This window comes from Bradyrhizobium zhengyangense, assembly GCF_022012555.1.
Classification (GTDB): Bacteria; Pseudomonadota; Alphaproteobacteria; order Rhizobiales; family Xanthobacteraceae; genus Bradyrhizobium; species Bradyrhizobium zhengyangense.
Genome location: NZ_JAKLTZ010000007.1, coordinates 294,857 through 313,701, shown reverse-complemented (window position 1 = coordinate 313,701; position 18,845 = coordinate 294,857). Strand labels below are relative to the sequence as shown.

General features: G+C 63.8%; 19 protein-coding genes and 1 tRNA gene. 10 read left to right on the top strand and 10 right to left on the bottom strand.

Annotated elements, in window-relative coordinates; genetic code table 11:
- On the bottom strand, window positions 1–335 hold a 335-nt coding region (locus L6639_RS26955), incomplete at its 3' end, for a hypothetical protein (protein WP_237864653.1).
- Between the two features lie 491 nt (window positions 336–826).
- Between L6639_RS26955 and L6639_RS26950 the strand changes: the two genes are divergently transcribed.
- Window positions 827–1,564 (top strand): hypothetical protein, encoded by a 738-nt coding sequence (locus L6639_RS26950; protein WP_237864652.1) that lies wholly within the window; start codon window positions 827–829, stop codon window positions 1,562–1,564.
- A gap of 137 nt (window positions 1,565–1,701) precedes the next feature.
- Here the strand turns inward: L6639_RS26950 and L6639_RS26945 are convergent, their stop codons facing one another.
- Window positions 1,702–2,472, bottom strand: coding sequence for an alpha/beta fold hydrolase (locus L6639_RS26945; protein ID WP_237864651.1), 771 nt, complete (start codon window positions 2,470–2,472; stop codon window positions 1,702–1,704).
- Window positions 2,473–2,705: 233 nt separating this feature from the next.
- Window positions 2,706–3,167 (bottom strand): Hsp20 family protein, encoded by a 462-nt coding sequence (locus L6639_RS26940; protein WP_237864650.1) that lies wholly within the window; start codon window positions 3,165–3,167, stop codon window positions 2,706–2,708.
- 218 nt (window positions 3,168–3,385) lie between these two features.
- Between L6639_RS26940 and L6639_RS26935 the strand changes: the two genes are divergently transcribed.
- On the top strand, window positions 3,386–4,333 hold the full coding sequence (locus L6639_RS26935; protein ID WP_237864649.1) for an alpha/beta fold hydrolase: 948 nt from the start codon (window positions 3,386–3,388) through the stop codon (window positions 4,331–4,333).
- Window positions 4,334–4,372: 39 nt separating this feature from the next.
- On the opposite strand, the gene L6639_RS26930 is transcribed toward L6639_RS26935, so the two are convergent.
- Both L6639_RS26930 and L6639_RS26925 read right to left on the bottom strand, forming a co-directional pair.
- Window positions 4,373–7,177: a di-heme-cytochrome C peroxidase gene (locus L6639_RS26930; protein ID WP_237864648.1), complete on the bottom strand. Its 2,805-nt coding sequence runs from the start codon at window positions 7,175–7,177 to the stop codon at window positions 4,373–4,375.
- Window positions 7,178–7,390: 213 nt separating this feature from the next.
- On the bottom strand, window positions 7,391–9,187 hold the full coding sequence (locus tag L6639_RS26925) for an adenylate/guanylate cyclase domain-containing protein (RefSeq protein ID WP_237864647.1): 1,797 nt from the start codon (window positions 9,185–9,187) through the stop codon (window positions 7,391–7,393).
- Window positions 9,188–9,411: 224 nt separating this feature from the next.
- On the opposite strand from L6639_RS26925, the gene L6639_RS26920 reads away from it, so the two are divergent.
- Window positions 9,412–10,044 (top strand): LysE family translocator, encoded by a 633-nt coding sequence (locus L6639_RS26920; RefSeq protein ID WP_237864646.1) that lies wholly within the window; start codon window positions 9,412–9,414, stop codon window positions 10,042–10,044.
- A 6-nt stretch (window positions 10,045–10,050) separates the two neighbouring features.
- On the opposite strand, the gene L6639_RS26915 is transcribed toward L6639_RS26920, so the two are convergent.
- A complete protein-coding gene (locus L6639_RS26915) occupies window positions 10,051–10,803 on the bottom strand; it encodes a sulfite exporter TauE/SafE family protein (protein ID WP_237864645.1) in 753 nt (250 codons plus the stop codon).
- 94 nt (window positions 10,804–10,897) lie between these two features.
- Between L6639_RS26915 and L6639_RS26910 the strand changes: the two genes are divergently transcribed.
- Window positions 10,898–11,788: a LysR substrate-binding domain-containing protein gene (locus L6639_RS26910; RefSeq protein ID WP_237864644.1), complete on the top strand. Its 891-nt coding sequence runs from the start codon at window positions 10,898–10,900 to the stop codon at window positions 11,786–11,788.
- A gap of 12 nt (window positions 11,789–11,800) precedes the next feature.
- Here the strand turns inward: L6639_RS26910 and L6639_RS26905 are convergent, their stop codons facing one another.
- From L6639_RS26905 to L6639_RS26895, 3 genes are all read right to left on the bottom strand, one after another.
- Window positions 11,801–12,766, bottom strand: coding sequence for a Bug family tripartite tricarboxylate transporter substrate binding protein (locus tag L6639_RS26905; RefSeq protein ID WP_237864643.1), 966 nt, complete (start codon window positions 12,764–12,766; stop codon window positions 11,801–11,803).
- 17 nt (window positions 12,767–12,783) lie between these two features.
- Window positions 12,784–13,566, bottom strand: a complete 783-nt coding sequence (hisN, locus tag L6639_RS26900) for a histidinol-phosphatase (RefSeq protein WP_237864642.1) — start codon at window positions 13,564–13,566, stop codon at window positions 12,784–12,786.
- 528 nt (window positions 13,567–14,094) lie between these two features.
- Window positions 14,095–14,985 carry an N-formylglutamate amidohydrolase gene (locus tag L6639_RS26895; RefSeq protein WP_237864641.1) on the bottom strand — a complete coding sequence of 297 codons (891 nt, stop codon included), beginning with the start codon at window positions 14,983–14,985 and terminating at the stop codon, window positions 14,095–14,097.
- 328 nt (window positions 14,986–15,313) lie between these two features.
- Between L6639_RS26895 and cpdR the strand changes: the two genes are divergently transcribed.
- The 4 genes from cpdR to L6639_RS26875 all read left to right on the top strand — a co-directional run bounded on the left by cpdR (window position 15,314) and on the right by L6639_RS26875 (window position 16,820).
- Window positions 15,314–15,673, top strand: a complete 360-nt coding sequence (gene cpdR, locus L6639_RS26890; RefSeq protein WP_007597092.1) for a cell cycle two-component system response regulator CpdR — start codon at window positions 15,314–15,316, stop codon at window positions 15,671–15,673.
- A 76-nt stretch (window positions 15,674–15,749) separates the two neighbouring features.
- Window positions 15,750–15,824: transfer RNA gene (locus L6639_RS26885), tRNA-Val, on the top strand.
- Window positions 15,825–16,024: 200 nt separating this feature from the next.
- Window positions 16,025–16,240, top strand: a complete 216-nt coding sequence (locus L6639_RS26880) for a hypervirulence associated TUDOR domain-containing protein (RefSeq protein ID WP_237864640.1) — start codon at window positions 16,025–16,027, stop codon at window positions 16,238–16,240.
- Between the two features lie 28 nt (window positions 16,241–16,268).
- The gene (locus L6639_RS26875; protein ID WP_237864639.1) at window positions 16,269–16,820 is read left to right on the top strand and encodes a DUF488 domain-containing protein; all 552 of its coding nucleotides are present in this window, start codon (window positions 16,269–16,271) and stop codon (window positions 16,818–16,820) included.
- Window positions 16,821–16,959: 139 nt separating this feature from the next.
- Here L6639_RS26875 and L6639_RS26870 read toward each other — a convergent pair whose 3' ends face one another.
- The gene (locus L6639_RS26870; protein ID WP_237864638.1) at window positions 16,960–17,535 is read right to left on the bottom strand and encodes a TetR/AcrR family transcriptional regulator; all 576 of its coding nucleotides are present in this window, start codon (window positions 17,533–17,535) and stop codon (window positions 16,960–16,962) included.
- A gap of 132 nt (window positions 17,536–17,667) precedes the next feature.
- On the opposite strand from L6639_RS26870, the gene L6639_RS26865 reads away from it, so the two are divergent.
- Together L6639_RS26865 and L6639_RS26860 are read left to right on the top strand one after the other, a co-directional pair.
- Window positions 17,668–18,255, top strand: a complete 588-nt coding sequence (locus L6639_RS26865; protein ID WP_237864637.1) for an alcohol dehydrogenase catalytic domain-containing protein — start codon at window positions 17,668–17,670, stop codon at window positions 18,253–18,255.
- Window positions 18,236–18,652: a zinc-binding dehydrogenase gene (locus L6639_RS26860; protein WP_237864636.1), complete on the top strand. Its 417-nt coding sequence runs from the start codon at window positions 18,236–18,238 to the stop codon at window positions 18,650–18,652. Before L6639_RS26865 ends, L6639_RS26860 begins: the two co-directional genes overlap by 20 nt.
- The last annotated feature ends 193 nt before the right edge of the window (window positions 18,653–18,845 follow it).

Here is an 18,845-nt window from a genome sequence, read left to right as displayed (position 1 = left end):
TTGTTCTCCTTGGCCTTGCGGCTGAAGAAGGCGTGCGGGATCTGCACCAGGATGCCGGCGCCGTCACCGGCGCGCGGATCGGCGCCGACAGCGCCGCGATGCTCGAGGTTGCAGAGGATGCTCAGCGCGTCCGAGACGATCTCGTGCGACTTCTTGCCCTTGATGTTGGCGATGAAGCCGACGCCGCAGCTATCCTTCTCCAGGCTCGGGTCGTACAGGCCTTCGGCTTTGGGGCGCGAATTATGTTCCTGAATCGGGTCGGTCGTTTTCGAGGCGACCGTCGCCGACAGCTCTTCTGCCACGATGTTTCCGCTCTCGAATTGCGACCCGTTCATTGTTCCAATCCTCTCCATGCGGCAAGCTGCCTCACCGCCATCTTCGGCGCACCTTGGGCGTTCCGCGGCACCCGCCTCTGGGTCACCGCTCGTCCGCTGCGAGCCGCATTTTCTTAAATTCAGGCCAAGGCGTTCTTCGTCCCCGAGAACGGCTTTTCCTGTTGCCTTATGGTGCTCGGAAGCACCCGACTTTCGTTGCAATCCGTATGCCGGAACCGCAAGCAAAATTGAGACAGTCTTCCTGTCCTAAACGTCACCTTGCCAAATTTTTGTCTATCACACAAGCGCGCGGAAGTCCCGATTCCTCATATGTCAATCGATCGCTTTCCAAAAGTTGCGCGCCCCGGTTTTGAAGCAAACGCGCCCTGATCCGGCCCAAGCGGCGCCGAAATCCCCAATGAAGCTTCGGATCGCCCCTTCGGAACGTGCGCCACGCCGTCAAAAGCGAAAGAGCGCCAGGCCATGAGGGGCCTGACAGGAGCGTGTCGACCATGAAGTTTTTCACAGGATGTGTGGCCGCCGCCGCGCTGGCGCTGGTAGCAAATGCCGCGGAGGCCCAGGTGCCGGCGAAAGGAACCGCGCGCGGGGCCTATATCGCCGTCTCGGATTTCGACGGCCCCTACGCGCCGCCGGAGGCTGCGCCTCCGCCGCCGCGCTACGGCTACCGCTATGGCTATGAGGAACGCGGCGTGGGGCCGGCGCTACTGCCGGCCATCGAGGTCTACGCGGTCCTGCGCGACAACGGCTTCTCGCCGCTCGGCATCCCGCGCCTGCGTGGCGCGGTCTACACCATTGCGGTGATCGACCGTCGTGGTGATGACGGCCGGCTTGTGATCGACGCTCGCGACGGCCGGATCATCCGTTTCATGCCGGCCGCCGACGCCTATGGCATGGCCCCCGCTTATGAGGAGCCGACGGTTGCACCTTACCGGCCGCAAAGCGCGCTGCCGCCGCCGACCATGGTTCGCGGCGGCCCGCCGCGCCCGCCTGCCTCGATCCCGCATGTCGCCAGCCGCACTGTGCCGCTGCCCAAGGCGGCTCCGCAGCGCGCCGAGACGCCGGTGGTGGCCGCCAAGCCCGCCGAGCAGGCTCCTCAGGCTCAACCCGCACAGCAGACGGCGGCCGTGCAAGCCAAGCCCGCGGAGGCTGCGCCGACCGTCGGCCAGGCCAAGCCGGCCGTCACGATCCTGCCGACGCAGGAGATGCCGGCGGCGCAAGGATTGGATTAGCGCGAGTTGGAGGCGCAGGCGCCAGCCAAACCATCGGTGTCGTCCCGGCCTTCGCCGGGACGACAATGAGGAGAGAGCTGGGCAACACAAAAGGCGCCTGAGATCTCAGGCGCCTTTTGTGTTTCCGCAATCGCGGCTCAGCTCCGCGGATACCCCGCCGCCTCCAGGATCAAATTCGCAACTTCCTTCGGATGCGACACCAGCGAGAGGTGGCCGGCGTCGAGCTCGATCGTGGTGGCGTTCATGCGTTTGGCGAGGAAGCGTTCGAAATCGGGATTGATGGTGCCGTCCTTCTTCGACACCGCGTACCAGCTCGGCTTGGAGTGCCAGGCGGCTTCCGTGGTGCGACCGGCGAATATCGAGGCGGCCGTCGGCCATTGCACGGCGTAGAGCTCCTTCGCCTGCTCCGGCTTCACGCCGTTGGCGAAATATTTAAGGAACGCGTCTTCGGACAGCTTGGTGTAGCCGTCGTGCTCGACGATGCCGGCACGCGCAGGGCCCGTCGGAAACTGCTTCGACAGCGCGACAAAGTCCTCGTTGGCATCGGGGGCGCGTGCGGCGATGTAGACGAGGCCGGTAACCTTCGGGTCGGTGCCGACCTGGCTGATCACGGTGCCGCCCCAGGAATGCGCCACCAGCACGGTCGGACCATCCTGCTCGGCCAGCACACGCTTGGTCGCTTCGACCGACTCGGCGAGCGAGCCCAGCGGATTCTGCACGGCAGTGACGTTGAGGCCGGCAGCCTGGAGGATCGGGATCACCTCCGACCAACTTGAACCGTCGGCCCAGGCGCCATGCACCAGCACGACGTTCTTGGCTTTCACCGCGGTTGGGGTCTGCGCATGGGCAAGGCTGATGGGGGCCGCCAGCAGGCTCGCGGCGACGAAAAGGCTGCGCCAGAAAGTCATGATCGTTCTCCGTCTTGTTTTGGGCTCGGCACACAAAATACGGAGTGTCAGGCGGCAGCGTTACGTCGGCTCACCGGCCCGTGATGCGCTGCAACCATCCAATCGGGCAATTCAGCAAAGTGGTGTCGCCTTTGCGCAAGCCCGGACGGCGGCAGGGCGAGCGGCGATGTAAGAACGAAAAAACGCCCCGGGGGCACCGAGGCGTTTTCGTAACCTGGAAGTTGATACGCGCTTTACGCGGCGACCGAGCTCTCGATCACCTGCGCCTTGGCAGCGCCGGCGTTGATCGCGATCTGGCGCGGCTTCTTGGCTTCGGGAATCTCGCGTACAAGGTCGACATGAAGCAGGCCGTTCTCGAGCGAAGCGTCCTTCACCTGCACGAAGTCGGCAAGCTGGAAGGCGCGCTCGAAGGCGCGGGCGGCGATGCCGCGATAGAGCACTTCGGATTTCGAGTTCTCGTTGGCGACTTTCTCGCCCTTGATCGTCAGCGTGTTTTCCTTCGCGACGATGGAGAGCTCATCCTTGGCAAAGCCCGAGACCGCAACGGTGATGCGGTAGGCGTTCTCGCCGGTGCGCTCGATGTTGTAGGGGGGGTAGCCGGGGCTGCCGTCCGTGCCTGCTTGGTCGAGCAGGTTGAAGAGGCGGTCGAAGCCGACGGTGGAACGATAGAACGGGGTGAGATCGTAGGTACGCATGGTCAAGTCCTCCATTGAGCGACTGTTTTGGTAACCCGCCCGCCAATCGGGCCGGGCTTTAGTCTGTGTGCAGCCTGATGTTCCGGTTTCGAAACACTGGTAGCGGCCTGCACTGAGATGATATGGGTGGGTCCAGACGGCGTTCAAGAGGGCGGAAACAAGCGCCTTTTCGGCGCTCCCGCCCCTTGATTTGCTGCACTTGGCGCCTACGCACTCTCATGACGCTGGTCTCGATTCCGTCCAACCCCGTTCCCGAAGACGTCGTCAGCGGCACCATCAAGACCTCGGATGGCGTCGAGCTACGCTTTGCGCGCTGGGCGCCGCCGGCAAACCGCAAGGGCACGGTCTGCGTCTTCACCGGCCGCAGCGAACAGATCGAGAAATATTTCGAGACCGTGCGCGATTTGCGCGACCGTGGCTTTGCGGTGGCAATGATCGACTGGCGCGGGCAGGGGCACTCCGCGCGGCGGCTGCGCGATCCGCGCAAGGGCTATGTGCGCAACTTCTCGGACTACGAGATCGACGTCGAGGCTTTCGTGCAGCAGGTGGTGCTGCCGGATTGTCCGCCGCCGTTCTTCGCGCTGGCCCATTCCATGGGCGGCGCGGTGCTGTTGCGGCTCGCACATGCGGGCAAGCGGTGGTTCGATCGCATGGTGCTGTCGGCGCCGATGATCGACCTGCCCGGTCGCTCCACCTCGTTTCCGGTGCGGGCACTGTTGAAGACGATGCGCATGCTGGGACGGGGCGGCGCATACATTCCTGGCGGCAGCGATGACCTCACTGGGTTGTCACCTTTCATCAACAATCCGCTGACCAGCGATCCGGTGCGCTATGCGCGCAACGCCGCGATCCTGGAGGAGGACCCGACGCTGGGCCTGGCATCCCCCACGGTGGCCTGGGCCGATACCGCCTTCCGCGCCATGCACACCTTCAAGGGCATCCATTACCCCTCCGAGATCCGCCAGCCGATCCTGATGCTGGCGGCCTCCAACGACGCCGTGGTCTCGACCGCGGCGATCGAGGAGTTCGCCTACCATTTGCGCGCGGGCTCGCATCTGGTGATCGCCGGCTCCAAGCACGAGATCCTCCAGGAGCAGGACCGCTACCGCTCCCAGTTCTGGGCGGCGTTCGACGCCTTCGTGCCGGGCACGCCATTGTTCAAGTGAAGTGGCGGTCTTCTCCCTCGCCCCAGGTGAAGAAGCAACTCACAGCGTCTTCAGATACTCGATCAGATCGTAGCGCTCTTGCTCCTTGAGCACGCGGCCGATGGTGCCGTCCTTGCCGGGGCCCGGCGTGCCATCGAACGAATGGCCGGCATTGCTGTTGCCGAACAAGTCGGTGCCATCAGCGGCTCGCGTCGAGAAGCGAGACTGACCGGTCTTGCAGCTCTCGCCGTCGGTGACCGCAAAGCCGACCTGCTTCGGATCGTAGTCGCGGCCACCGCCCATGCAGAACGATTTGGGGCGTTCGGCCGCGGGGCTCAGCATCCAGTAGAGCGAGGGCACCGATCCGTTGTGCAGATAGGGCGCGGTGGCCCAGGCGCCGTTGAGCGGTCGCGCGCGATACCAGGGCCCCGGCTCATTCTTCTCGGGCGGTTGCGGACCAGAATTCGGGCAGTTCTTGCGCTTGCCCCACCAGATATCCTGAACTTTCGGGTCGATCTTGGCATCGTCCATTGCCTTGCGACTGACGATGTCGACGAGCACCATCAGGCCAAGAGCGTACGGCATGTCGGTGGACGACACCTCAGGCAGATTGCAATTCCACCAGGCATTGAGCTTCTGCGTGGGATCGAGCTTGAGAAAGCCCGGCACCTGAACAATGCGCGTTGCCAGCACGCTGGCCTGAGAGGGGTCGGTCCCCATGCCTTTGGCGCTCTTCTGCACCTCGTTCAGGAATTTGTCGTCGCCGATGGTTTGCCAGCGGTCCGAGGACCAGATGCTCTTGTCAGGAAATTCGGTGTCGAAGACGGGATCGTTGACCGGACCGAGATGGCATTCGACGCAGATCTCCGCATAGAGCTTGCGGCCGCGTTTGACGCGGTCGCCATCGATCTTCCAGGCATCGTCGCCGAAGATGTCAGAGGGCCATTTCGGCGATGTCAGTCCGGAGAGCTGCTTCTTCGGATAGGGCGCCGACCCTTTCAGCAGATCCTCGATCCAGTTCAGATTTTTGATGTCCATCGAGGAGCGGAACAGCGCGTCCTTGGGCGTGGTGTCGGACAAATTGAGCAGCGCGGTTACGCCCAGTGCTTCGCCGGCGTTGCGGATCAGCGGTTGCTCGATCGAGGCGTCATACTGCGCATATTTGAGCCAGGGCACGGTCCAGATCGGCGGGAAGCTGACCGGCGCGTCCTTGGCATGCAGATTCTTCTCGAAGCCGCTGAGGCCGCTGAGCGCCATATCCTGGGAGAAGACTTGATTGCCGATGCGGTTGAGCGCGTCGAGGCGGCCATATCCTTCCTCGGTGTCCTGCTGTGGTTCGTCCCGCTTGGTCTTCTCGTTGAACCGCGTCTTGCCCTCGATGGTTTTCGCGTAGGTCTTCTCCCAGTCGACCAGGAATGTGCCAATCGCGCTGAGCTTCTGCTTCAGCGCATCGCGGTCCGCATCGCTGGCGGAAGGGCCGAGCACACGATCGGCAAAGCGCTTGAAGCGACCCGGCACATAGAGCGTGTAGGCGATCGAGAGGCCGGTCGTGACCTCGAGCTTCCTGAGGTCGGTCATCGCCGGGCCGCCGTCGAAGCGGATGTCGATGCCCTTGTAGTGGATCTGTCCGGTGTGGCAGGCGGCGCAGGTGAGGCCAATCCGGTCCTCGCCGATCTTACCGGTCGCGGGATCGGACACGCCGGTCATGCGCGCAAAGCCGACGGGCAGGCCGTCGACGTTTTCGGCCTGCTTGCCCCAGTTGACCGGCGGATCCCACAGCCGCGCCGGCACCGGCTTGGTCTTGTCATAGACGTTGGCGTAGCCGAAGCGGCGGAGCGTGGCCTCATCGGTGTTGATCGTCTGCGGGCTCGGGATGAAACCGAAGCGCTGCAGATGGTCGCTGTCGTGCAGCATCCCGGGCTTTGCGAAGAAATGCAGCCGCGGCTGCTCCAGCGCCATGAACCAGCTATAGGGCACCGGGAAGGTCGCGGTGCCCTGGCTGGCGTGATGAAACCAGTGCCGGTCCTCCAGCGCCCAGTTCTGCTCGAGCCAGTACGCGGCGCGGGGTTCGACGAGCTTAGGTAATGGCGGCGCCACCAGATTCCCGAGGATGCCGGGCAGTATCGGCTGGAATTGATCGGGAAAGCGCAGCGCCACGATGCCAAAAACGAGGAGCGCTGCGACGAGGCCGCCGGCTGCGCGCAAGATGAGTGAAGGCGGGCGGACCGGCTGGCTGACCATCCGCTGGGTGATCCTCTCAGGGAATTTGCGCTCGTTGAACAACGTCCTCACCTCCGCCACGCTGAGATAGCGGTCATCACCCTGACCCTTGCCCATGATCCTGAGCAGGATCGGCCATTCAAACTTCATCAGGATCGGGTAGTACCAGCGCGCCTGATTGCCGGCGCGCTTGAGATTGTCGTTCATGAAGGTCTGGATCTGCGAGGCGTTGAGCCCGACCTCGCTGCCGCTCTCCGGGTCGGCATAGGTGCTACCGAAACCGGCGAGCCGCGCGATCTGGTCCTCGTTGACCTTGCCGTCGACGCCGAGGATGCGCGAGCCCGCACCGAGCTTGTCGAGCGGTCCGCCGCGCAAGCGATTGAGCTGTGCGCCCCAGAAGATGCTCTGCAGGATATGACAGGCGCCGTTGGCGATCAGCGCGACGCCGCGGACCTGGATGCGGGCCGAGGTCTTTTTCAGCCCGGTCTCGCCGCTTGCATTTGCGATGGTCTGCGAAATCGTCCGCAGCGGGACAGTGCCGCCGTCGACAAAGCCTTCGCCGACGAGGCCGCGCAGGAAAGGGCAGGGATTATCAGGAGAGACTTCGATTGAAGGATCAAAGGGCTTCTTGCGGGAGTCATCCATCGGCAAAGTCCTGAAAACATACGAATCGTGAAAAGCGGCCGCGCCGATCAAGCGCAGAAAGTCCTAACAAACAGACAGCGGACGGGCCGTAGCTATGCTACTTCAGGGTGTGACGAAGTGTGGCTGAATTCGCTCTGCTGTCAATAACGCTGCGGTGAGACCGCAGCGCACCCGCGAGTCTGCTCGCGGGACCTCGCCCAGAGGATGCTGCCGTCAGGATTCCGCAGCGCGTCTGACGTCGCTCTGGACCAAGGTGAGCTTGCTGGCCGGTACGCCTGCCTTCAGCAGCCCGTCGCGGTAATGCGCGATATCCTCGGACCGCTTCCAGTGAAAATTCCGCAAATGGCGATCGACGTTCAGGGTCGGGTAATTGCGCATCAGCACGCCTGTCGCCTCGCTCGCATCAGTGGTCCGGCCCATCTGCGCCAGCGCCGCGGCGCTGATCGCCAGTGCCTGCATATGGTTCGGGTTGATGTAGAGCTGCTCGCGGGCCCAGGACAGGGTCGCGTCATACTGGCGGAGGAGATAGTGGCTAAAGGCGTTCAGCGCCGCCCATTGATAGCGTGGGTCGCTGTTATCGCGTTGGGCCGCCATCGAGAACAGCTCGATCGCCTGACGGTGCTCGCCGATCACGAAGTGGCAGATGCCGAGCACGCCGCGCGCGCCCATGTCGTAGGGGTTGAGGGCGACGGCACGCTTGGCGGCGTCCATCGCCGCTTCGTCATGCCCTTCCATCGCATGCGCCCAGGACAGGATCGAGAACGCAAAGGAGGAGCGCGGATCGAGCCGCACGCTGGTTTCGGCGAGGCTCATCGCCTCAGCCCACATCTCGCGCGTGCCCTTGACCCAGCCGAACTGGATGCTTTGGATCTGGATCGTGGCGAGATAGGCATGCGCGATCGACAGCTTGGGATCGAGCGCGATCGCCTCCCGGAACAGGGCGACGGCCGTGCCTAGGTCTTCCTTGGTCTGCCGGTAATAATGCGACAGGCCTTTCAGGAAGCGGTCCCAGGCCGTGACGTCGTTGGTCGGGCGCGCCGGCGCGGAGGCCTCGGCGCGGACGATCTCGGTGGCGATGGCCGCGGACAGGCTGGTCGTGATCTCGTCCTGCATGGCGAAGAGGTCGCCGATGTCCCGGTCGTAACGGCCGGTCCAGAGCTGCTCGCCGGTCTCCGGCGCGATCAGCTCGGCGGTGACGCGGATCTTGGCGCCGGCGCGCCGCACCGAGCCCTGGATCAGATAGGTGGCGTCGATCTCGCGCGCGATCACGCGGGTGCTCGCGTTCTTGCCTTTGAAGGCGAAGGTCGAGTTGCGGCTCAGCACGCGATAGAAGGATTGCAGCGACAGCGCGTGGATCAGATCCTCGGTCAGGCCGTCGGAGAAATATTCGTCCTGGGCGTCGCTGAGATTGGCAAAGGGCAGCACGCCCACGATCGCCGTGCGGTTCGGCTGCGACAGCGCCGACCCTTCTTTCACTTCGCGCGCGAGCGCGGTGGCGCCGTCGGGCGTCCAGGTCCAGACCCCGACCGGATCCTTGATGTTCTTGAAGCGGTGGTTGCCGCCATCGACCAGCGGCACGGTGAGATGCTTGCTCGCCTCGCTGTAGGCCTTGGCCGAGATCGCGAACCCGCCGGGGTTCGCCACCGATTCGAGGCGGACGGCGATGTTGACGTCGTCACCGAACACCTCGTCCTCGTCGGCGATGACGTCGCCCATGTGGATGCCGAGCCGGAACTGCATGGCGCGGTCGGCAGGCAGATGATGGTTGCGCTCCGCCATCAACACCTGCATCGCGATCGCGGCCTCTGCGGCGCCGACGATGGAGGGAAACTCCAGCAGGAAGCCATCGCCGGTGTTTTTGACGACACGGCCGCCATGGTTGAGGATGATCGGATGAATCGCGCTGCGATGGGCCTTGAAGACGGCATGGGTGCCGGCTTCGTCACTGCCCATCATCCGGGAATAGCCGGCGACATCGGCGCAGACGATGGCGGCCAGACGTCTTTCCATATCCTCGGAGCTCCAAGGGAGCGGGACGCCACCAGCGGGCCGTCGCCGCGAATCCAGCATTTCAAGAACTTGCGTCCTTATAGAGCACATCGAGCCGAACGAAAGTATGATCCGCATTGCAAATTCGACGCAAATCCTAACCATTTCCGGTGGTGGACGGCGGGGTGCGAACCAACTAAGGCCAGTCCCTTGAGGCCGCCCGGCCGGGCGGCGAGGACCTCACCATGCTGGGCATTCACGAAATCTGGCTCTTTGTCCTGTCGGGGGTGCTGCTCAACATCACGCCGGGGCCCGACACGGTCTACGTGATCGGCCGCAGCATGCAGATGGGCTGGCGCGGCGGGGCGGCCGCAGCCTTCGGCATCAGTTGCGGCTGCTTTTTCCATGTCGCGGGCGCGGCGATCGGCCTTTCGGCGCTCTTGATGGCCTCATCCACCGCGTTCGGGGTGCTGAAGCTGGTCGGCGCGGCCTATCTGGTCCTGACCGGGCTTCAGATGCTGTGGTCGCGGCCGCAGCTTCTGGCGGTCAAGGACGAGGCGGAGCGCAGCTCGCTGCGACGGGTTTTCCTCCAGGGCGTCTTCACCAACGCGCTCAATCCCAAGGTCGCGCTGTTCTTCCTGGCCTTCCTGCCTCAATTCGTCGCAGCCGATGCGCCGCACAAGCCGCTGGCCTTTCTGACGCTGGGCCTGATCTTCATCTGCACGGGGACCCTGTGGTGCCTGGTGCTGGCGGCGTTCGCGGCCAAGGCCGCTCATCGCCTGCGGCGGTCCGAGGGCGTGATCGCCTGGGTCAATCGGACGCTCGGCGGCCTCTTTATCTATCTCGGCATCCGCGTCGCCATGCTGGAGGCGCGGTAACCTCGGTTACCCAAATTCCTTGAGCAGCGCGCTGCCGGCGAGATAAACGCCGAGCAGGATCATCGCGACCAGGAACCAGCGGCGGAACGCCTCCGCCGGCATCCGCTGCCGCACTGACTGGCCGAGATACATCCCGGCAAAGGCCATCGCCATGGCGACGGTGCCCGGGACGGCATTGGCCGGCGTCAGCAATCCGCCCGCGGTGAGATTGAAGGCCAGCGCCAGCGTCGCCGTGGTGAAGAACACGCCGAGCGCCTGCACCAGCTCGTCCTTCTCCATCCCGATCGCCTGCATGAACGGCATCGAGGGGATCACCTGCACGCCTGTCGAGGCCGAAATCACGCCGGTGACGACACCGACCACGCCGCCGACCCATTTCTCGTTTTGCGGCGCGACGTGGAATTTGAACTTGCTGAGGCCGATCATCGCGTAGATCACCAGCAGCACGCCGAGCACCACGGTGCCGTAGCGCGCATAGGGACCAGTCAGCGCGCCGGCATTGAGCCAGCATCCGATCACGGTGCCGATCATCAGCGGCCACAAGCGCCTGAGGATGTCGCGCAGGTGAGGGCCGACAAAGGTCTGCCAGATGTTGGTGACGATGGCGGGCACGATCACGATGGCGATGGCGCGGCTCGGCGCCATGTTCACCGCGAGCAGGCCCATGGACACGGTCGGCAGGCCGAGCCCGACGACGCCCTTGACGAAGCCGGCGACCAGGAAGACGGCGGCGATGAGGATGAGAAGCGGGTCGATCATGCAGCCACATTGACCGAAGCGGCGCGGGGGCACAATCTGGAGGTTACGGAGATAGCCTTCGTCCATCACGAAGGCTGATTATGGAGGAAAAGCTGTGCGTTTCGACCTCGTCGATCTCCAGCTCTTCATCGCGGTCGCCGACCAGCGCAGCATCACCCGCGGTGCCGAGCGATCGAATCTCGCCTTGGCTTCGGCCAGCGCACGGATCAAGGGTCTCGAGGACGCGCTTGGCGTCGCCCTGCTCAAGCGAGGGCGGCGCGGTGTCGAGCTGACCGCGGCCGGCGAGAGCCTGCTGGATCACGCGCGGCTCGTGATTCACCAGGTCGACGCCATGCGCGGCGATCTCGCCGGCTTTGCCAGCGGCGTGCGCGCCAGCGTTCATTTCCTGGCCAACACGTCGGGCCTGTCGGAGCACCTGCCGAAGGCGCTCGCCGGCTTCCTGCGCGAGCATCGCGACGTCGCCATCGACATCGAGGAGCGCGAGAGCACCGACATTGCTGCCGCGATCACGGCCGGAGCCGCCGATCTCGGCTTTGCCGCCGAGCACGCGCTGCCCGATCATATCGAGCGCTTCGTGTTCAGCGAGGACCGCCTGACGCTGGTGACGTCGAGGCGGGGCCCGTTTGCCGGCCGCCGCCAGATCGATTTCCAGGAGGCGGGCGCCTGCGAGTTCGTCGGCCTCACCAGCGCCACCGCGCTTCAGATGCACATTTCAAAGCATGCCGCGCGGCTCGGCATGCGCCCGCATTTTCGGGCGCGCCTGCGCGACTTCGATGCGATCTGCCAGCTGGTCTCGGCCGATGTCGGTGTCGCCTTGGTGCCCGAAGCCGCCGCCCGCCGCTGCGCAAAACTGATGCCGCTCGCCATCGTCCGCCTGCGCGACGCCTTCGCCAACCGGAAGCTCGTGATCTGCGCGCGCAGTTTCAAGGCGCTGCCACGGCCGGCCAAGATGCTGGCGGAGCATTTGCGGGCAGAGGCGGTGTGAGGCGCAAGAGCACTACTTCGCCGTCTCGACGCCGGCGTCCTTGATCACCTTCGCCCACTTCTTGGTCTCGTCCGCGATGAAGCTGCGAAAATGCTCGGGCTCGTCGCCGACAAGCGTCGCGCCTTGTGCGGCCAGCTTCTCCTTCACCGCCGGATCCGCCATCGCCTTGGTCGCGAGGTCATGCAGCGCGGTGACGATTTCCTTGGGCGTGCCCTTGGGCGCCACCATGCCGTACCAGTTCTCGATGCGCAGGTCGGGGAAGCCGGCTTCCTTCGTGGTCGGCACGTCGGGGGCGGTTGGCGCGCGCTCCACCGAGCCGATCGCGATCGGCTTCAGGGCGCCGGCCTTGACTTGCGGCAGCAGCACCGGGAGATCGAGGAAGGTCATCTGCACTTGCTGGCCCAGCAGATCGTTCACGGCCGGCGCGGCGCCGCGATAGGGCACGTGGACGATGTCGATCTTGGCCGTCAGCTTGAAGAGTTCGCCGGCGAGATGCGGCAGGCTTCCGGGGCCGGAAGAGGCGAAGTTGAGTTTTCCGGGCTGCGCCTTGGCGAGTGCGATCAACTCGCCGATGTCCTTGGCCGGCACATTGGCGGCGACAACCAGCATTTCCGGCACGGTCGCGACCAGCGTCACCGGCGCGAGGTCGTTGAGCGTGTCGTAGGCGACCTTCTCCATGCTCGGGCTGATCGCAAGCGCGCCGGCCGAGGAGATGGCGATGGTGTAGCCGTCGGGCTGGCTCTTTGCGACCGCGTCGGTGCCGAGCACGCCGCCCTGGCCGCCGCGATTGTCGATCAGCACCGGCTGCCCAGATAGTTCCGACATGCGCTGGCCGACGACACGGGCGATAATGTCATTGGGGCCGCCGGCCGGGAACGGCACGATCAGCTTGATCGGCTTTGCCGGAAAATTCTGGGCGGAGGCCAGCGTTGGAAACTGAAGCAGGATGGCGAGAAGGAGCGCGCGGCGTTTTTTCATGCAAGCTCCCGCATCGCCTATCCGTTGAGCAGCTTCAGTGCTTCTTCGTGGACACGTGGATCGCCCGCAGCGACAATGCGGCCGCCGCCCTGGGCCGGCTTGCCTTCCCAGGTGGTGACGACGCCGCCGGCGCCGGTCACGATCGGGATCAGCGCTGCGATATCGTAAGGCTTCAGCTCGGTTTCGACCACGAGATCGACATGGCCGGCCGCGAGCATGCAATAGGAATAGCAATCGCCGCCGTAGCGCGACAGCCGTGCCCCCTGCTCGATGCGGCCGAAAATGGCGCGGTCGCGCTCGTTCATCAGCAAGGGAGAGGTGGTGTAGGTCGTGGCCTCCGACAGCGAGGCGCAGCGGCGGACCTGCAGCCGGCGCTCGCCGGAGGGGCCCTTATAATTGGCCGAGCCATTGTCGCCGGAAAAGCGCTCGCCGATGAAGGGCTGGTGCATCATGCCGTAGACGGGGGAGCCCTTGTGCAGCAGCGCGATCAGCGTGCCCCAGATTGGAAAGCCGCCGATAAAGGACTTCGTGCCGTCGATGGGGTCGAGCACCCAGACATAGTCGGCATCCTCGCGCTCATTGCCAAATTCCTCGCCGACGATGCCGTGCTGGGGGAAGCTCGCCTTGATCAGCCGCCGCATCACCGCCTCCGCGGCGCGGTCGGCTTCCGTGACGGGATCGAAATCCTTGGTCTTGCTCTTGTCGTCGATCGACAGCGAGGTGCGGAAGAACGGGAGGATGGTCTCGCCGGAGGCAGTGGCAAGTCGTCCGATGAAGGCTGAGAAGTCGATCACCGTCACGGCGCATCCTCAAAAACGAAAGTTGGGTGAAGCTCGCAATCTGCCTAGCTCAATTCGCTCCTCACGTGCAGCGCTGTCTTGATTTGCACCCTGGTATTTTGGATCCGGTTACCGGCAAACCCCAGTGAGCCAAATGCCGAGCCATATGCTGGCCAAATATCGATCACCGACTTGAAAACTTAGTTCCGAGCATGCCTCGTTCGTATGCAAATGACTATCAACCCATTGAATTTCCTTATCAAAGAAACTGAATCTGGGTTTCTTTTGGAGCAACCGAGCCATGTGTTTTTGCATGGGAAACGGCTCAAAAGCCCTTGCACTTTGTGCGGCGCGGCCGCATATTGTTGCGGTGCGGTAGCGCTTCTCGCGTTATCGCTGCCCTCCTTGGGCGTTTCCTCCCTAGACTTGGGCCGCTTGCGTCATTCGCGAGCGGCCCTTTTTTCTTGTCGGTCTGTTTTCAGTTTGGTGCGCGATCCCTCGCGAAGCGAAAACGCAATCGCAGGCAAGACGATCGTCCGAGACGCGCGTCTATTCCGCGGCGGCCTGGAACGGACCGAGATCGCCGAACGGAATCGTGGTCGCCAGCACGTCGGCGAGAACGCCAAAGTCGCTTGCCACTTGCGCAAAGCGCGGGCTGCGCTCACGGCGGCGCTCATCCATATAGATCGCGCGGTTGAACTCGAGCTGCACGGCATGGAGGCCGCTCGCCGGGTTGCCGTAGTGCTCGGTGATGAAACCGCCGGCATAGGGCTTGTTGCGGCCGATCGAATAGCCGAGGCCAGTCATGGTTTCCTCGACGCGGTCGGGCAGCAGCGGCGTGCAGCTCGTGCCGTAGCGGTCGCCGATCACGACGTCGGGCCGGCGCGGCTCGTCCCTGCTGACGCCGACCGAGGGCATCGAGTGGCAGTCGACCAGCACCACCGTGCCGAACATCTGGTGCACCTTGTTGATCAGCCGGCGCAGCGCGCGATGATACGGCTTGTACAGCGTCTCGATCCGCGCCAGCGCATCATCGACCGCGATGCGGTCGCGATAGATCTCCTGGCCGTCGCCGACCACGCGCGGAATCGTGCCTAATCCGCCGGCGACCCGCATCGAGCGGGTGTTAGCAAAGCTCGGCAGGCGGCCGGTGAACATGCGGGGGTCGAGCTCATAGGGCTCTCTGTTGACGTCGACATAGGAGCGGGGAAAGTTGACCCGCACGGTCGGAAAGCCGCGTGCGCTCAGATGGCCGGTCAGCTCGTCCATGAAGGAGTCTTCGGAGCGCCGCAGCGTCGGCAGGTCGATCCGCGATGCGTTCAGGAATTCGTCCGGGTAGGTCGAGCCGGAATGGGGCGAGTTGAAGATAACAGGCGCACGCCACTCGGCGGGCTCCACGATCTCGAAGGCTGGCGACACCTCGCCGTCAAACCGGGTCATCTTCTCAGGCTTCGTCCCTTCACGCCGCACGATCCAGCATGGGTCCAGATCGGGTGATTCGGCCGGTCGAGCGGCTCTTAAGTGTCGTCATTGTCCGGAATCGCAACCATTCTGCCAAGCGAAAAAGCGTGATCCGCGCTGGAACATGTCTTAACCGTGTGGGCAGGCAGGCGGGGATGCGTGGGCGCACCGGAATTGATTCATCCCGCATTCCGGTTCACAACACCCCTCGCAGCACGAGCCCAGAGGGTTAAGATTTTCACCCCAAATTTACCCTCTGTCGGGCTTAGTGACCTCTGCATATCCTCTGGGGATCGACGTTCCGCTCATGCCAAAAATCCTGCTCGCCGAAGACGACAACGACATGCGCCGTTTCCTGGTCAAGGCGCTGGAAAACGCCGGTTTTCAGGTCTCGTCCCATGACAACGGCATGGCGGCCTATCAGCGCTTGCGGGAAGAGCCGTTCGAGATGCTGCTGACCGACATCGTGATGCCGGAGATGGACGGCATCGAGCTCGCCCGCCGGGCTTCGGAACTCGACCCCGACATCAAGATCATGTTCATCACCGGCTTTGCCGCGGTCGCCCTGAACTCGGATTCGGATGCGCCCAAGAACGCCAAGGTGCTGTCGAAGCCGGTTCACCTGCGCGAATTGGTGAGCGAAGTGAACAAGATGCTGGCGGCCTAAATTGGCCCTGTTCCGTCCTTGCGCGCGCTCCCCTGAGCCGTTATAGGGACCCCGACCCGACACAAGCGGACTATTAGGGCACGTAGCTCAGCGGGAGAGCACTACCTTGACATGGTAGGGGTCACAGGTTCGATCCCTGTCGTGCCCACCATCCTTCGCTCGTGAGCGAGAGAAGGATGCCACGCCGAAGCCCAACGGGCGCAGGCGGGCTGCCGCCGCGAGCTACGGCTAGGCAAGCCACGATCCAATCTCAATGCGAAGCGTGTCCGGCGTAGCTCGTAGAGCGAAGACGGACTGTCACCTCACCTTCCGCCCCTTGGAACGCGCCACACGCTCCGGCATTGTTCCTCCATGCCCAAATCCTTCCACCGCGGCGATCACGTCAGCTGGAATTCCGAGGCCGGCCGCGTGCGCGGCCATATCCTGCGCGTCCACACTGAGGACGTCGACTACAAGGGGCACACACACCACGCGAGCCCGGATGATCCGCAATACGAGATCAAGAGCGACAAGACCGACCACGTCGCCCTGCACAAGGGTCGTGCGTTGCGGCTGCTGCGCAGCTGAGCGGCACAAGGTGAGCTGACGGGCTGCCATGGCTCATCCCTTCTTCACCATCGGCCATGCCACTCGTTCGATCGAGGAGTTCGTCGACCTGTTGCAGGGCAGCTCGGTTGGCTTCGTCGCCGACGTTCGCACCGTGCCCCGATCCCGCACCAATCCGCAGTACAATCGCGAGACGCTGCCGCAATCGCTGGCGATCGATGCGATCGGCTACGAGCACATCGCCTCGCTCGGCGGTCTGCGCAGCCGCAAGCACGAAGTACCGCGGCAGACCAATGCCTTCTGGCAGAACGCCAGCTTTCACAATTATGCCGACCACGCCATGGGGCCGGCGTTTCACGAAGGCCTCGCGCATTTGCGCGACCTCGGGCAGGCGCGACGTTGCGCCATCATGTGCGCGGAGACATTGTGGTGGCGGTGCCATCGCCGGATCATCACAGATTATCTGCTCGCCGCCGGCGAGACGGTGTTTCACATTCTCGGGCCAGGACAGGTCAAAGAGGCCCAAATGAATCCGGCCGCGCACATCCTGCCCGACGGCCGGCTCGATTACCCCGCGCAGGAGCAATCTCGCGCGCCTTGATGTCATACCTGCCGTCCCCGGGAGGCCACCAGCCGTCCCTAGAGCATGATCCGGAAAAGTGTGAAGCGGTTTTCCGAAACGATCATGCTCAAACAAAGAGCTAAAGCGCGACGACGATTCAACCCAATTTCATCGCGCTTTAGGCCAGCAGGGTCATCACCTGGTCGATCACGGCCTGAACCTGCTTCGCATCGGACCCCTGATGCGCAAGCGACATCAATCCCGTGTGCACCACCATGATCGTGTGTGCCGTGAGATCGGGATCAAAGCCCTTCCTGAACTGCGCCCGGTCGGCGTGGAGGCGTGCGCGCAACAACTGCTCGAGGCGTCTGTTGTAGCGCTCGATGCTTTTGCGGATCTCTGCCTGATCGAGCGAGCCGTCGGTCGACGAGTTGATCGACAGGCAGCCTCGCGCGCCCTTTGTGCCCGAGCAATACGGTACGAATCCCGTGAGCCATTGCCTGATAGCGTCGCGGGCCTGGCCCGGCTGGGCCAGGACACGCTCTGCCCAGCCGAGGATACCGTCGTGGTAGCGATCGAGCACGCGCAGGAACAGCGCGCTCTTGTCACCGAACGCCGCATAGAGGCTCGGTTTGGCGATGCCGCTCGCCGCCGTGATCTCATCGAGCGAGGCCGCCTGGTAGCCCTTGCGCAAGAAAACCTCGCGCGCGACTTCGAGCACGTCATCAGGGTCGAAACTGCGTGGTCTTGCCATGCAACTTGTTTATGCGCTCCTGCTGCGGATGTTAAGTCCTCAAGCAGTCGTGACCGGTGCACCCGGTGCCGTCATTGACCTTCTGTTCGTTCTGTACTATAGAGTACAGAATAGAAAAACAGGAGATGACACATGAAGGCGGTTCAGGTCGTGACGTTTGGAAAGCCTGCGGACGCGGTGAGGCTGAACGATGTGCCCGATGTAGGCGCTCCTGGCCCCGGCGAAGTCGTTGTCGCCGTCGAGGCCGCTCCGATCAACGCCACCGACCTCATGATCGCCGCAGGACGCTACGGATTTCTGCCGCCGCTGCCGGCCACCCTCGGAATCGAGGGCGTGGGCCGCGTCGTCGCGGCGGGTGCAAACGTCAAGAGCCTGAAAGAAGGCGACCGAACCCTGATCCCGATCATGGTGCCGACCTGGACCGAGCGGGTGAAGTTTGCCGCGACGTGGCAGCGGCCCTTGTCGCTGCAAGCGGATGTCCAGCAACTCGCGATGGTCGGCGTCAATCCCGCGACGGCCTACCTGCTGTTGACCGACATGGTCAAGGTTCCCAGCGGTGGCTGGGTGATTCAGAATGGCGCCAATTCGGCGACGGGGCGTTCGGTCATCGCGGTGGCGAAATCGCTCGGACTCAAGCTCGTGAACGTCGTCCGACGCGAGGAATTGGTGCCTGAGTTGCGCGCGCTGGGGAGCGGATGTCGTGCTCGTCGACGGTCCTGATCTGCCCAAGCGCGTCGCCAGCGAGACGGGCGGAGCGCCCATCCATCTGGCACTCGACATGGTCGGCGGTCCATCGACCATGAACCTCATGAACTGCGTTGCACCGAAAGGCGTGGTCGTCATCTACAGCGCGATGAGCGGGCAGCCCTTCTCCGGTTCGAGCCAAAGAGCGATTTTTGCGGAGGTGTCGGTGCGTGGCTTCTGGCTCGTGCATTGGCTCAAGACCGCCACCGCCGAGACCATGGGCAAAATGTACGATCATCTGACCCCGTTGGTGACTTCCGGCGCGCTCACTGCGCCGGTCGCTGCGACCTACGGTCTGGAGCAGTTTGCCGACGCGATCGCCCAGGCTGCGAGCTTCAAGGGCAAGGTCATCTTTACGCCAAACCGCGCCTGACCGAAGATTCCCGCGCGTCCCGCGCTTTGAAATCATGTTTCTATACCGTTTGGTATAGAAACAGCGCGAGACCGCTGGGATTCCCCAGCACCGGAGAGGAAATTCACGCCGTCCGCCTTGATCGCGTCTTGGCGAAGATGCAATCTAACCGGTGCCTCAAAGTGTGCTCCGCTTCGCGCGCGATTCAGTCACA